This is a genomic window from Salmonella sp. HY31 (genome assembly GCF_042604575.1).
Classification (GTDB): Bacteria; Pseudomonadota; Gammaproteobacteria; order Enterobacterales; family Enterobacteriaceae; genus Salmonella; species Salmonella diarizonae.
Genome location: NZ_CP170479.1, coordinates 2409353 through 2423890, shown reverse-complemented (window position 1 = coordinate 2423890; position 14538 = coordinate 2409353). Strand labels below are relative to the sequence as shown.

Here is a 14538-nt window from a genome sequence, read left to right as displayed (position 1 = left end):
ACTCAGTCGCTCATTAAAACCAGTACGCCGCCCTGGTGTGAGGCCAACGACAGGTGTTCATCAAGCGTTAACCTCTCTTGGGTAAGCGCATTGCGATAACGACGCTGATTAAGTTGTCCGGGTATAATAATGTCGGCTCCTGCCCAAAAACCGACGTGTGATTGCGACAATAAGCCGTCACATTCGGCGAACACCAGCCGGGGCGCAACGACAATCAGCGCGTCATTATGATTGACTCTGGCGTAAGCGATGACCTTGTCGGCGCGCTGACCAACAGCCCGCAACGGCACATATTCGCCAAAACGGAATAGATCATGATTCTGCTGACGCAGACGCAGTAATGCGGCGGTGGCATACTGATTCACCTGTCCGTTCAGCCAGCTTTCTTCACGCGAGAAAACACTCGGCGCCAGTTGGTCTAACTGCTGCGCCAGCGTGGCGAAATCCGGTTCGCGGCGGTTGTCGGGATCGACAAGGCTAAAATTCAACGCCTCGCTCCCCTGATAGATATCAGGTACTCCCGGCGCGGTTAATTTGATAACGGTCTGCGTCAGGCTGTTAACCAGTCCTGCGCGGATGAAGGGTTGCAAGGAACGATAAAAGTCCTGCAAAAATGTCTGATTATCCGGCGCCAGTAAATAACGGGCGTAATCAAGCATTGCCGTTTCGTAAGCCTCATTACTGTCCACCCAATCGGTACGCAGCTTCGCTTCACGTAACGCTTTCTCCACAAAGGCTTCAAAGCGTGTTCTCAGCGCGTTTAAACCTGTTTCGTCCTGGGGGTTTAGCATCGGGGGCCAGACGCCGGTCAGCGCCTGATATAACATCCACGTATCCGCCGATTTTGGCGCAGTGCCATCATTCAAAAATTTGACATGGGTCTGGTTCATCTGCCGCCAGCGGGCAAGGCATTCGCTCCACTGCTCCGGCGCTTCGGTAAGCGTATACAGGCGTGCTCGCGCATCTTCGCCGCGCTTGGTATCGTGGGTCGAGGTACCGGATAACGCATCAGGCTGTCGCGCCTGTCGGGTTTTCATCTCATGGTGAAAGCGTTCGATGGAGAAATGATGCGCGACGGGCTCGGCACCGACTTCATTTAACGCCAGCCCCATGTTTTGACGAAAGAAAAGCGTATCCTCTACCGATTTCGCCATCAGCGGACCGGTGAGTTGTTGGAACCGAACGCGAAACTGTGTCGCCTCCTCCTGGCTGGAGGTGGGAACATCGCCGGTAAGAAGACGGCTCAGAAGTGTAAGCGCATCTGGCTGCGGAGGGTTTTCAAGCGTCTTTACCCGCTCCACAATACGGTGTAACAGGCAAATATCGGTCGGCGGTAGTCCTTCTGCCGTGCCGTAAGTGCGATATACGGGAAAGGCAATTAATAACTCGCGTAATGCCTGCCGAACGACGCTCTCTTCCTGTGCAATCTGTAGCTCTCTGGCAATCGACAGCGCAAGCACGAGCAGCCGGGTAAATTCCCCCTCGAAATTGCGATCGACCATCAGCAGTTTAGCCGCCCGTAATTCCGCCCGCATATCCACTGGCGTGCCTTTTACGGTCTCGTAAGCCTGGCGCAGATTGTTGATCTGCTCATCGTCAACCAGCACCTCCGCCAGCGAGGCGATAAATTCATAGCCTGTGGTGCCGGAAACCGGCCAGTCATCAGGAAGTTGCTCGCCTTTAGCGAGAATTTTTTCCACGGTGATATAGCACGTCGGCCCCACTGCCTGACGTAAACGCGCAAGATAGGCTTTCGGATCGGCAAGGCCGTCGATATGGTCGATACGTAAACCGTCGACCGCTCCCGTTCTGACCAGCTCCAGAATCAGCCGATGTGTATCGTCGAAGACGGTTTTATCTTCCACCCGCATTCCCACCAGCCCTGTTACCTCAAAGAAACGCCGATACGAGAGCGAGTGAGCGGCATCGCGCCAGGACATTAATTTCCACGGTTGGCGCTCATGCAAATCAGCAATGGCGGCCTTATCGGTAAGCGCCAGTACTTCAGCCTCACGCCCCTGCCACGTCGCCGGAGCAAGCGGGTAATAATTTTCATAATAGGCGAACGCGGGTTTACCCGTAGCGGGGTCGGGCTTGATCGTAATTTCTTCGTTTTCCAGTACGGCGTCAAACGTGTCACCTAAAAAAGGCAGCGTCAGTCGGCGCGACCAGTCAATATCGAAATGGCGCGCGTAACGACTCTCCTTGCCATATTCAAGCACGTCGCGCCACCAGGCGTTTTCCAGCGAGCTGGCCATGTGATTAGGCACAATATCAATGATCAATCCCAGACCTTGCGCTTTAAGCTCGGCCACCAGTCGTTCAAATCCTTCGCGCCCGCCAATAGAAGGCTCAATCTCATTCGTATTGGTAACATCATAACCATGCGTTGACGCTTTGGTGGCGGTAAAGATTGGTGAGGCATAAAGATGGCTGATACCCAGATTTTTAAGGTAAGGCACCAGCGCCGCAGCGCGATCGAAGGTCATGCCATTGCGAAACTGAAGGCGATACGTTGCAGTTGGGATCATGATGCGGACTCTCCCTGGGCTAAGCGGACAATAAGAGAATGTTGGGAAAGCGACCCGGTGGATTCATTAGGCCAGGCGAAGAGGGTCTTACCCGGTAAATCGGGCAGCAATACCGTCGTGGCGCTAATGTTCAGCGCCAGCGACAGCGTTCCTCCCGGAAAATGCCAACTGACGGCAATAAACCCGGGCGCGGTTTGCAATACGGTTCCTGAACTCTCACGGGCAGCGAACAAAAGCGGCACGATATGCTTCTGGCGCAAAAGCAGTAGCTCGCGGGTAAACGCCAGCCACGCTTTACCCTCTTCACTGTGCTGTTGCTTCCAGTTAAGTTTTGAGCGTTGAAAGGTCTCTGGTGCATTCGGGTCCGGAACATTCTCACCCGCATGATCGGCAAACTCTTTTGCGCGACCTTCGCGAACGGCGCGGGCTAAATCCCCATGGAAATCGGTAAAAAAAAGAAAAGGACGGCTCTCGCCATACTCTTCGCCCATGAAAAGTAGCGGAATATGCGGTGAAAGCAGCAACGTGGCGAGCAATACTTTTGTTCGTTCAGCGCCTGCCAGGGTTATCAGTCTGTCGCCCTGGGCGCGGTTACCAATCTGATCATGATTCTGAATAAAATCCACAAAGGCGACTGGGGGTTGTCCGGTACTTTTTACGCCGCGAGGTTCGCCGGTTTGTGGTGAAATTTCTCCCTGATAAGCGAATCCTTCGGCCAGCGCTCTTGCGAGGTGTTTTTCCGGAGCATCAGCAAAATCATTGTAGTAGGCATGGGTCTCTCCGGTCGCAAAAACGTGGACGGCATTATGAACATCGTCATTCCATTCGGCGGTAAACAACGGCGCATTACCACCCTGCTCACGGGGATGCAGGGAGATAATATTGCGGCTATCTTCGGTAGTAAGATGAATGGGCCTGTCGGTAATGTCTTCCCGAATACGTTGTGCGATTTCAACCAACACATGCTTTGCGCTACTGTCTTCGATCTGATCGATGGCGTCAAAGCGTAAGCCGTCGAGATGGTATTCTGTCAGCCAGTATAACGGTGCCTCGATGATATAGCGCCGCACGGCGTCGACATCATAGGCGATACCATTTCCCCACGGCGTCATGCGCTCTTTGTGGAAAAATGTCGGCGCCAATAGCGGTAAATAATTTCCCTCCGGGCCGAAATGGTTCAGCACAATATCCAGGATGACAGAAAGACCATACCCATGCGCGGCGTCAATAAACGCTTTGAAATCATCCGGCGTCCCATAGGCAGAATGCGGCGCGTAAAGCAGCACGCCGTCATATCCCCAGCCGCGCTCGCCGCCAAATTGCGCAACGGGCATCACTTCAATAACGGTGACGCCGAGTTCAGCGAGATAAGGCAGCTTTGCTATTGCGGCGCGGAAGGTGCCTTCCGGAGTGAACGTGCCTGTATGCATTTCGTACACCACGGCCTGCTCCCAACGACAGCCTTTCCACCCGGTGTTGCGCCACGTGTAGCTTCCTGGGTCAACTACATATGACGGACCGTTGACGTCAGTTTTTTGGGCGCGGGAAGCCGGATCGGGGACAATCATGCCATCGCTGAGTACAAAGTTATACTCCGTACCTGGCGCTACCCCGGATACCTCCAGCGTAAACCAGCCGTCACCGCTCGCCAGCATCTCATGATCTTTACCGGCAAGCCGGAGCATAACCTTTTGCTGGCCGGTGGCCCAAAGACGAAAGCGGACAACATCAGCGGCGATATATTCAGCCCCCCAGCTTTTGCAAAAAATTTTTGAACTCATCTGTCGCTCCGTTTAACTCATAACCTCTATAGCATCCGAAGAACAAGCATAGACTATGTGGCTACTCTTTAAGTGACACTGTCACCTAATGGTTGGTCTTTTTCGTATCCGCCTGTAGTAAACCGTGGAATTATTGTCGGGATTGCTCAGATTTGCCGAAATGCGCGGTATCGCCTCGCCCGTGTTCGCCAGAACCCTGAACACGTTGTAGCTGGATAATTTCCCCCTGCTCCCAGGCGTTAGCGCCCTTAATGACGGGGTGCGCTGGCAGATCCTGCCGCGCGTGCTTAATGGCCTGGGTATCAATCCCCAGACGGCGATCGCGATCGGCCAACAGTGCCGGATCAAGCTGCCCTTCGCCAGTAAAGCCCATCATCAGCGCAGGGATACCCATCGGCAGGGTTTTATCCCGGTCAGTATGCCAGGTGTGCCAGGTTTTACCGTAGGTATTAACAATCTTACTCATTAACGCCTTATCAGCGACCTGCGGTAAGCCAGGTGCCACCAGGCTGCCGGATTTCACCTCGTACTGGTGGCTGTGCCACAGTTTTTTCTCCTCGGGTGGAAGCGTTTTAAATAAACGTTCGCTGATAATGTACTCCACCCCCATCAGGCGCGCGTTTTTAGTATTGCCGTCGTAAATTACCGCCTGCATTACATCTTCATTCAGGACGGTAACGTAATGGTGGGCCTCCATCTGTCCGTTTTTATCACCGCTATAAAAATGGAACCCGTCAAGGTAGGTACTGATGGCATCGACAGGAGGTCGGGATTGAATAGCCGCCGCGCCTGTTTCCAGGGTACGTAATTTGGTAGAGGTTTTTTCACCCGGGACAGGCGTTTTAGGCGGCGTATTATTGGCGCCGCATCCGGTCAGAAAAGGAATGATAAAGAGTGCCAGCGGTAAGGTTTTCATTAGATCTCCATATTGAAAGGGCTCTAATGAAAATAGTGCAATACCGCGCAATTGGTAGAAGAAATGGAAGATGTTATTTGTGACAGCGTCACAAACGTCAAAACCCGACACACTTGCCGGGTTTTAATATCAGTTTACTCTTATTTTGCGAGCTCTTTTTTGATTTCGTCTTTTATTTTGCTTAATTCACTCTGTGGGTTTTTCTTACAAAGTTCAACGGCTAATGGCACCGCTGTCGTTTCGGTTTCCTGGAAATCAACGTAGTCCCCGCCTTTAAAATCTTCATCTTCATTCAGCACCCAGAAAGCGACTGGCGCCATAGTTTGTGGATTGAGGTCTACAAACTCCTGGCAGCTCATACCTTTAGGCGTAACATTTGTTTTAGTGGTATCTGTTGCCGCATTCACGCTAACACTGGTTACCAGCGCTGCCACGATAATACCTGCTGTAGCAAGGGAGAATTTATTCATTGTTGTTACTCCAGTAATTATATAAATAACCTCTACATCTGCGCGTTAACCCGTTAATGTAGAACGAAGAAATAATACCCCTCTACTCCCAGGAATAAAGACTACGACGCGTGATATGGCTATTATTGATATTTACGTTGACTGATTTTGATGTTTGATGAATAAAGCAACATGGCGAGCAGATCTTAGGACGAAAAAGTATACCACGACAACAGCAAATGACGTGGTATGCACTGCGTTGAGCTGATGAAAGGGAACTTCGCGCTGACATGCCGTCGCAACGGCGCAATCGCGCGCCAGCCAGACATAAACGGTGGGCAGAACAAACATCGTAAACAGAGTGCCTGTCAGCATCCCGGAAGCAATCACCAGCCCCAGGCCAAAACGGCTTGCGGCGTCTACGCCGCTGGCGAACAGTAGCAGGGCTAAACCAAACACTATTGCCCCGGTAGTCATCAGCATCGGGCGCAATCGGATCTACAATACAATTTCATAGCATTTACAGATAGTCGGACAATTTCAGGTTTCCGTAAGCATAAAAAACACCTTTCGTACACAAACGGTATACTTCCAGTAGATTTATTGTTATTTAGCACTATAACTGCAAGTAGTTGAATCCAAAAGATAATAATTCAGGTATTATTGGGAGGGGAATTTACATAATTAAGATAAATAAATGATTATCGGTGAAGTGAGCGACGTTTACGTTTTGTTGCAACCACGTCTTTATACTTTTTATGAGTGCTATTTTTTTTGGCTAATTAAAAAGGTAAAGTTAATGAAACTATCCGTAACATTGGCGTTTTTCGGTTACATGATGGTATCCAGTATGGCACAAGCTAGCGTTATCAATATGTGGCGTGAACCCAAACCTGTTGTGAAAGAGGGTAAATATTACAGTTTAATCGTGGATCGTGGCGAGTTGCAGAAAGCAGTAAAAAGCAGCAATAACAACTATCTCTTTTCCGAAAAAGGTGCAGGAGTGAAACAGCTGGTATTGATCGGCTCTCCGGTAGAGATTATCGAATTTATGTTGCAAAATAAAACTCGCGGCATTGAAAACCACATTAAAGATCTACCTGATATTTATATGGGAGTGACAAAATATAAGCCCAAACAACGTTTTACCGGCTTATTTCCGCTACAGGATATATTGACTCAAACTGTTGATCAGGTATCGAAATTTGTGCCCGGTTCCGATATCACCGATGCGGCGGGGATCCCCTCCGACCTAAAAGCATTACAGCAAGCCATTTTGGCTATGAAGCAAAAAGATAAAACCAGCAACAATATGCTGTACGTCAAATTTAGCTACTTGCCGGAAGATGGGATGGTGAAAGTAGGAAGCAAAACAGTTTCTTTTGGTCGTATTCTGGAGAAAATGCAGCAGAGTAATCGCGCCCTGCGTAGATAAGTAGGAAGCTGCCAGTATTTCCAGCTTCTGGAATGTTAACTTAAGTACAAAAGCTGTCTGGAGGTAATAGGTAAGAATAAGTTATAAAACAGGAGCTTAATTACAATTTATATATTTAAAGAGGCAAATGATTATGACTGAAATATTTGCAAATCAAACTGTAGAGGTAGTTAAAAGCGCGATCGAAACCGCAGATGGGGCATTAGATCTTTATAACAAGTACCTCGACCAGGTCATCCCCTGGAAGACCTTTGATGAAACCATAAAAGAGTTAAGCCGTTTTAAACATGAGTATTCACAGGCAGCTTCTGTTTTAGTCGGTGATATTAAAGTTTTGCTTATGGACAGCCAGGATAAGTATTTTGAAGCGACACAAACTGTTTATGAATGGTGTGGTGTCGCGACGCAATTACTCACAGCGTATATTTTACTATTTGATGAATATAATGAGAAGAAAGCATCAGCCCAGAAAGACATTCTCATTAGAATATTAGATGATGGCGTCAAGAAACTGAATGAAGCGCAAAAATCTCTCCTGGTAAGTTCACAAAGTTTCAACACCGCTTCCGGAAAACTGCTGGCATTAGATAGCCAGTTAACCAATGATTTCTCGGAAAAAAGCAGTTATTTCCAGTCACAGGTGGATAAAATTCGTAAGGAAGCTTATGCCGGTGCTGCAGCCGGCATAGTCGCCGGTCCGTTTGGATTAATTATTTCCTATTCTATTGCTGCTGGCGTGATTGAAGGGAAACTGATTCCAGAATTGAATAACAGGCTAAAAGCAGTGCAAAGTTTCTTTACTACCTTATCGGCTACAGTGAAACAAGCGAATAAAGATATCGATGCGGCAAAATTGAAATTAGCCACCGAAATAGCAGCAATTGGGGAGATAAAAACGGAAACCGAAACAACCAGATTCTACGTTGATTATGATGATTTAATGCTTTCTTTACTAAAAGGAGCTGCAAAGAAAATGATTAACACCTGTAATGAATACCAACAAAGACACGGTAAGAAGACGCTTCTCGAGGTTCCTGACGTCTGATACATTTTCATCCGCTCTGTGTACTCTTAACGCCCGATAGCGTGAAGAAAATGAGAGGGAGAAAAAGCGATATTCCACAGCCCGATAAACGAGAGTCGTTACCGGGCTGATGGAGTTATCAGGCGTTAAGCTGGTAGTTGAGGGTAATTTCGGCGTTCAGTACCTGCGAAACCGGGCATCCGGCTTTCGCTTTCTGGATAATTTGCTCAAACGTGGCGTCATCAATATCCGGTACGGCGACATTGCTTCGTAGCGCAATTTTGCTGATGGCGAAACCCGCCTCCACTTTGTCCAGCGATACGTTAGCGGTAGTGTCAATCGATGTCGGCGTAAACCCTGCCTCGCCCAGCATTAACGACAGCGCCATAGAGAAACAGGCCGCGTGCGCGGCACCAATTAACTCTTCCGGGTTGGTACCCTGCGCGCCTTCAAAACGTGTATTAAAGCCATACGGTTGTTGGTTAAGGGCGCCGCTTTCTGTTGATACTGTCCCCTTACCTCGTTTAATGTCGCCTTCCCAGTGTGCCTGACCTTTCTTATGGATTGTCATTTCTGCTCTCCTGTTGGCTCAAAAAGGAAAGTATAGACCATCCTGCTAATCTGAGTTGATCTGCTGATGGATGTTGTCAAGCACCCGCATTTCAGATATAGAAAATGACGTTATGCTTTTTGTTTATGTATATTATACCAACAGCTTCACTCTTCTTTAAAGAATATATTCCCTCTTTTACCCTTACTTGTTTTCCTCGAAGAATATTTCTTTTTGTATATTTTTATTCACATTAACGCCTGCCGCATCTCTTTGTAATCAAAGGTAAAAATATTAAAAGTGGCATTTTAAATATATATACAATAGCTGCTATTTGCATGAGGGTATGTAATTAAAAACTCACTTTAACAAGCGCATTATATTTCCTGTCGCGGTAAATAATTAACAGAACTGCCTTGCGTAAAAATAATTCCAGGTCTAATCTTAACCACAGTCGCAACAATATTTGCCATGCTGAATACGAATTAATTTTCTGCGAGCCGTACTAAATAAATACATCTTCACGGAGGCATTATATGTTTACTTATCACTCAGCAAATACCTCAGCAGCACAACCGGCCCTGGTCAACGCAATTGAACAAGGATTACGCGCGGAGTTAGGCGTTGTCACCGAAGATGATATTTTAATGGAGCTGACCAAATGGGTTGAGGCTTCCGACAATGACATTCTCAGTGACATCTATCAGCAGACCATCAACTATGTGGTGAGCGGGCAGCACCCGACTCTGTAAAACCTGCTATGCTGTAACGGCAACCTTAGGGGTTACGTTTCTTTCGCGTAAGCGAATTTGTCCTTAAAACTAGCAACAGGATTGAGGAGTTAACATGAAATCGAACCGTCAGGCTCGTCATATACTTGGGCTGGATTACAGAATATCCAACCAGCGTAAGGTTGTTACTGAAGGCGACACCAGCAGCGTGGTGAATAATCCAACCGGCAGAAAGCGCCGCGCCGATAGCCAAAAGTAATCGTACAGTCCTGAAATGACGTTAAACACCATTGCATCTGCAATGGTGTTTTTGTTTATAGGAATGACCTTAACGTCTCACAATGCTTTATACTCAGGGCCGACTCCCTGGTGGAAAGGCAATATATGATGATAAACGACGGTACCAGGGACAGTTATTCGAAAAAGAGTGAGTGACATGGAAACTACAACCAAGAAAGCGCGTTCCCTTTATATCCCTTACGCTGGCCCTGTATTGCTGGAATTTCCCCTGTTAAACAAAGGTAGTGCTTTTAGCGTAGAAGAGCGCCGCAACTTCAATTTGTTAGGACTGCTACCAGAGGTCGTCGAGTCGATTGAAGAACAGGCCGAGCGCGCCTGGCTCCAGTATCAGGGGTTTAAAACGGAAATCGATAAGCATATTTACCTGCGTAACATCCAGGATACCAACGAAACGCTCTTTTATCGACTGGTGCAGAACCATCTTGAAGAGATGATGCCGGTTATCTATACCCCAACAGTAGGTGCGGCCTGTGAGCGCTTCTCTGAGATTTATCGTCGGGCGCGCGGCGTATTTATCTCTTATCAGAATCGTCACAATATGGATGATATTTTGCAGAACGTGCCTAACCACAATATTAAAGTCATTGTGGTGACAGATGGCGAGCGGATTCTGGGGCTTGGCGATCAGGGCATCGGCGGGATGGGTATCCCTATCGGTAAGCTGTCATTATACACCGCCTGCGGCGGCATTAGTCCGGCTTATACCCTTCCCGTTGTGCTGGATGTCGGCACCAACAATCAGCAGTTACTCAACGATCCGCTTTATATGGGCTGGCGTCATCCGCGCATTATCGACGATGAGTATTATGCGTTTGTCGATGAGTTTATTCAGGCTGTTAAACAGCGCTGGCCAGATATCCTGCTTCAGTTTGAGGATTTCGCGCAGAAAAACGCAATGCCGCTACTGGCGCGCTATCGTGATGATATTTGCTCCTTTAACGATGATATTCAGGGCACCGCAGCCGTGACCGTCGGCACGTTGATCGCCGCCAGCCGCGCTGCCGGCAGTCAGCTTAGCGAGCAAAAAATCGTGTTTCTCGGCGCGGGTTCCGCCGGATGTGGAATTGCCGAACAGATCATCGCGCAGACTCAGCGTGAAGGTTTAAGCGAAGATGCCGCCCGGCAGAAAGTTTTTATGGTCGATCGCTTCGGCCTGTTGACGGACCGAATGCCTAATTTATTGCCGTTCCAGACAAAACTGGTGCAGAAATGCGACAATCTCCAGTACTGGGATACCGAGAATGACGTACTGTCGCTACTGGATGTGGTGCGTAACGTGAAGCCGGATATCCTGATCGGGGTTTCCGGCCAAACCGGGCTCTTTACTGAAGAGATCATCCGCGAGATGCATAAGCATTGCCCTCGCCCGATCGTCATGCCGCTCTCTAATCCCACCTCTCGTGTGGAGGCCACGCCACAGGACATTATCGCCTGGACGGAAGGCAACGCGCTGGTGGCAACCGGAAGCCCATTCTCGCCGGTCATCTGGAAAGATAAGGTTTATCCGATCGCACAATGTAATAACGCCTATATTTTCCCCGGCATTGGCCTGGGGGTAATCGCTTCCGGCGCGTCGCGCATTACCGACGAAATGTTGATGTCAGCCAGTGAGACGCTGGCGAAACATTCTCCGCTGGTGAATAACGGCGAAGGATTAGTGTTGCCAGCGCTTAAGGACATCCAGGTCGTGTCGCGCGCTATTGCTTTTGCCGTAGGCAAAATGGCGCAGCAACAAGGTGTAGCGGTGAAAACCTCTGCAGAAGCACTGCAACAGGCGATTGACGATAACTTCTGGAAAGCGGAATACCGCGACTACCGTCGTACTTCCATTTAATGCGCACCCGGCGGTGAATGCCGCCGGATATCACTTTCTTCCTTAGTTTTGGCGAGTCTGCCGACACGCCGCTTATCCGCGCTGAATTCCTTATCCTGCTTATTTGTCAAGCCACTAACATTAGCTACCTTTATGTATTGAACGGGGATTTATTAGGAAAATCCTGGCTAAACTATTACATTGTATTTCTACCACCTTGCATAACTCATCAGAAATATTAATCCTAAAGAGGTAATAGCGCCTTACCTGCTATGCAGTTCACTATTAATAAAAGGAGAAGGTTATGAAAGCTGCTGTTGTCACACAAGATCATCAGGTTGATGTTACTGAGAAAACGCTGCGTCCCCTTCGCCACGGTGAAGCTTTGCTGAAAATGGAGTGCTGCGGCGTATGCCATACCGATCTACACGTGAAAAACGGAGATTTCGGTGATAAAACCGGCGTTATTCTGGGACACGAAGGCATTGGCGTCGTGGAGGAAGTCGGTCCCGGCGTCACCTCCCTGAAACCCGGCGATCGCGCGAGTGTCGCGTGGTTTTTTGAAGGATGCGGACACTGTGAGTATTGCAATACGGGCAATGAAACCTTATGCCGCAACGTGAAAAATGCCGGTTACACGGTAGATGGCGGCATGGCCGAAGAGTGTATTGTCGTCGCGGATTATGCGGTGAAAGTACCGGAAGGTCTGGACTCTGCGGCGGCAAGTAGTATTACCTGCGCGGGTGTTACCACCTATAAAGCGGTGAAGATTTCTCATATTAAACCCGGCCAGTGGATTGCCCTCTACGGTCTGGGCGGTCTGGGTAATCTGGCATTGCAGTACGCGAAAAACGTCTTCAATGCGAAAGTGATCGCCATTGATGTCAATGATGGACAACTGAAACTGGCCGAGGAAATGGGCGCAGATCTGACCATTAATTCACGCACGGAAGATGCGGCTAAAATTGTACAGGAAAAAACCGGCGGCGCGCACGCAGCGGTGGTTACCGCGGTCGCTAAGGCGGCGTTTAATTCCGCGGTAGATGCCGTTCGCGCCGGAGGCCGCGTGGTGGCAGTCGGTCTGCCGCCAGAAGCCATGAACCTTGATATCCCTCGCCTGGTGCTGGATGGCATTCAGGTTGTCGGTTCGTTGGTGGGAACACGTCAGGATCTGACCGAAGCCTTCCAGTTCGCGGCGGAAGGAAAAGTCGTGCCAAAAGTCGCTTTACGTCCGCTTGAAGATATCAACGTTATTTTTAAAGAGATGGAACAGGGACAAATTCGTGGTCGTATGGTCATCGATTTCCGTCGTTAAACGATTTGCCAGTAGCGTCTGGCTGTCCTGAAGAGTGGTTAAATATGGCGTACCAGGCATCTGTAATCGCCAGTAGGCCTGATAAGCGCCCAGCGCCATCAGGCAGATGAAAACAAGGCGCTACCGGGATAGCGCCTTGTTTATCAGAGCGTGAAAGCATTATCGAATGCCTTCTTCGCTCTCTTTTTTCGCTTCCGCCTTCTCGATTTCACGATACCAGCGTGGATGATGTTTCTTCGCCCAGCGACGGCTGACCTTCCCTTCGATCATGCCTTTAATCGAGCCTTTCACCCAAAATGCCATATACATATGGATGAGGATCGCGTGCATTAAAATAATGCCCGCCGCCGCATGAATTAACAGGCTATAACGCACCACCTGCATTGGGAAATACTGCGCGAAATACGGACGCCAGATAATCACGCCAGTCACCAGCAGCACAAAAATCATGCTCATAATTGACCAGAACATCATCTTCTGTCCGGCATTGTATTTGCCGACATCCGCCACCTTATGCTCATTGCCTTTCAATACTTCGACAATATTTTTCAGCCACGGAATATCTTTTTTATCCGGGATGTTGTGGTGGACGAAACGCACGAACATAAACATCAGCGCGATGAAGATGGCAATACCGAAGAACGGGTGCAAAATACGTCCCATCTGCGGCGTGCCGAAGGTTTGCGTCAGCCATTGTAGCGTCGGGAAGAAAAACGAAATCCCCGATAGCGCCACCAGGAAGAAGCAGATCACCACCGTCCAGTGACAGGCGCGGTCGACAAATTTCGTGCGCACAATCATTTTCGACTTACTCATGATGATCCTCCTCATCGTCGTCCGTTTCTTTATTCGGGCCAATACCGATGTAGTGGTAAATCAGACCGGCGAAAGTGGCGATAAAGCCCGCTGCGGCCAGCGGTTTTAGCGCCCCTTTCCACAGATTGATTGAAGTATCGATCTGCGGATCTTTCGGCAAGCCGTGGTACAACTCCGGCTGATTGGCATGGTGCAGCACATACATCACGTGCGTACCGCCGACGCCCTGCGGGTTGTAGATACCGGCATGTTCAAAGCCGCGCGCTTTTAACTTCTCCACGCGTTGCTCGCCCAGTTCCAGCATCTCTTTTTTGGTGCCGAAGTGAATAGCTCCGGTCGGGCAGGTTTTGACGCAGGCCGGCTCCTGGCCCACGCTGACGCGATCGACGCAGAGCGTACATTTATAAACGCGGTTATCCTCTTTGTTGAGGCGCGGAATATTAAACGGACACCCGGCGATACAGTAACCACAGCCGATACAGTGTTCAGATTGAAAATCAACAATCCCGTTCGCGTACTGGATGATAGCCCCGGCAGATGGACAGGCTTTAAGGCAGCCCGGATCTTCACAGTGCATACAACCATCTTTACGAATCAGCCACTCCAGCTTGCCGTTCTGCTCGGTTTCGGTAAAGCGCATCACCGTCCAGGACTTGGCGCTGAGATCGGCAGGGTTATCGTACACCCCGACGCAATGGCCGACGTTATCACGAATGTCATTCCATTCAGAACAGGCCACCTGGCAGGCCTTACAGCCGACACAGGAGGAGACGTCGATCAGTTTCGCGACTTCGGCTTTGTAATCACGCGCCTGCGGAGGCGGCGTGATGGCGTTTGTTGCAGACCGTTTAATAATGTCCTGCGTTTCCATAGACAT

The 14538-nt window shown here is 49.3% G+C and carries 13 protein-coding genes and 1 pseudogene; 6 read left to right on the top strand and 8 right to left on the bottom strand.

The window, feature by feature from the left end:
• Positions 1-2: 2 nt before the first annotated feature.
• The 5 genes and pseudogenes from treY to ACE15A_RS11480 form a co-directional block, all read right to left on the bottom strand.
• Positions 3-2531: a malto-oligosyltrehalose synthase gene (treY, locus tag ACE15A_RS11500; RefSeq protein WP_064055842.1), complete on the bottom strand. Its 2529-nt coding sequence runs from the start codon at positions 2529-2531 to the stop codon at positions 3-5.
• A complete protein-coding gene (gene treZ / locus ACE15A_RS11495; protein ID WP_053509693.1) occupies positions 2528-4312 on the bottom strand; it encodes a malto-oligosyltrehalose trehalohydrolase in 1785 nt (594 codons plus the stop codon). Before treZ ends, treY begins: the two co-directional genes overlap by 4 nt.
• A 130-nt stretch (positions 4313-4442) precedes the next feature.
• Positions 4443-5228: an OBAP family protein gene (locus tag ACE15A_RS11490; protein ID WP_064055841.1), complete on the bottom strand. Its 786-nt coding sequence runs from the start codon at positions 5226-5228 to the stop codon at positions 4443-4445.
• 140 nt (positions 5229-5368) lie between these two features.
• Positions 5369-5698 (bottom strand): acid-activated periplasmic chaperone HdeB, encoded by a 330-nt coding sequence (hdeB, locus tag ACE15A_RS11485; protein ID WP_023249382.1) that lies wholly within the window; start codon positions 5696-5698, stop codon positions 5369-5371.
• A 255-nt stretch (positions 5699-5953) separates the two neighbouring features.
• Positions 5954-6175 (bottom strand): annotated as a pseudogene (locus tag ACE15A_RS11480) (efflux RND transporter permease subunit); the annotation flags it as partial.
• Between the two features lie 301 nt (positions 6176-6476).
• Between ACE15A_RS11480 and ACE15A_RS11475 the strand changes: the two are divergent.
• Both ACE15A_RS11475 and hlyE read left to right on the top strand, forming a co-directional pair.
• Positions 6477-7112 carry a hypothetical protein gene (locus tag ACE15A_RS11475; protein ID WP_164984590.1) on the top strand — a complete coding sequence of 212 codons (636 nt, stop codon included), beginning with the start codon at positions 6477-6479 and terminating at the stop codon, positions 7110-7112.
• A gap of 133 nt (positions 7113-7245) precedes the next feature.
• Positions 7246-8157: a hemolysin HlyE gene (gene hlyE, locus ACE15A_RS11470; RefSeq protein ID WP_023249385.1), complete on the top strand. Its 912-nt coding sequence runs from the start codon at positions 7246-7248 to the stop codon at positions 8155-8157.
• Between the two features lie 118 nt (positions 8158-8275).
• Here the strand turns inward: hlyE and ACE15A_RS11465 are convergent, their stop codons facing one another.
• On the bottom strand, positions 8276-8707 hold the full coding sequence (locus ACE15A_RS11465; protein ID WP_053509697.1) for an OsmC family protein: 432 nt from the start codon (positions 8705-8707) through the stop codon (positions 8276-8278).
• A 515-nt stretch (positions 8708-9222) separates the two neighbouring features.
• Between ACE15A_RS11465 and bdm the strand changes: the two genes are divergently transcribed.
• The 4 genes from bdm to adhP all read left to right on the top strand — a co-directional run bounded on the left by bdm (position 9223) and on the right by adhP (position 12845).
• Positions 9223-9438 carry a biofilm-dependent modulation protein gene (gene bdm, locus ACE15A_RS11460; RefSeq protein ID WP_000495700.1) on the top strand — a complete coding sequence of 72 codons (216 nt, stop codon included), beginning with the start codon at positions 9223-9225 and terminating at the stop codon, positions 9436-9438.
• 94 nt (positions 9439-9532) lie between these two features.
• Positions 9533-9676: a stationary-phase-induced ribosome-associated protein gene (sra, locus tag ACE15A_RS11455; RefSeq protein ID WP_000841559.1), complete on the top strand. Its 144-nt coding sequence runs from the start codon at positions 9533-9535 to the stop codon at positions 9674-9676.
• A gap of 177 nt (positions 9677-9853) precedes the next feature.
• Entirely contained in the window at positions 9854-11551 is a 1698-nt protein-coding gene (locus ACE15A_RS11450; protein WP_023249387.1) for an NAD-dependent malic enzyme, read from the top strand.
• Between the two features lie 283 nt (positions 11552-11834).
• Entirely contained in the window at positions 11835-12845 is a 1011-nt protein-coding gene (adhP, locus tag ACE15A_RS11445; RefSeq protein ID WP_053509701.1) for an alcohol dehydrogenase AdhP, read from the top strand.
• A gap of 159 nt (positions 12846-13004) precedes the next feature.
• Here adhP and fdnI read toward each other — a convergent pair whose 3' ends face one another.
• Both fdnI and fdxH read right to left on the bottom strand, forming a co-directional pair.
• Positions 13005-13661, bottom strand: coding sequence for a formate dehydrogenase-N subunit gamma (gene fdnI, locus ACE15A_RS11440; RefSeq protein WP_023249391.1), 657 nt, complete (start codon positions 13659-13661; stop codon positions 13005-13007).
• Entirely contained in the window at positions 13654-14538 is an 885-nt protein-coding gene (gene fdxH / locus ACE15A_RS11435) for a formate dehydrogenase subunit beta (protein ID WP_000061599.1), read from the bottom strand. Before fdxH ends, fdnI begins: the two co-directional genes overlap by 8 nt.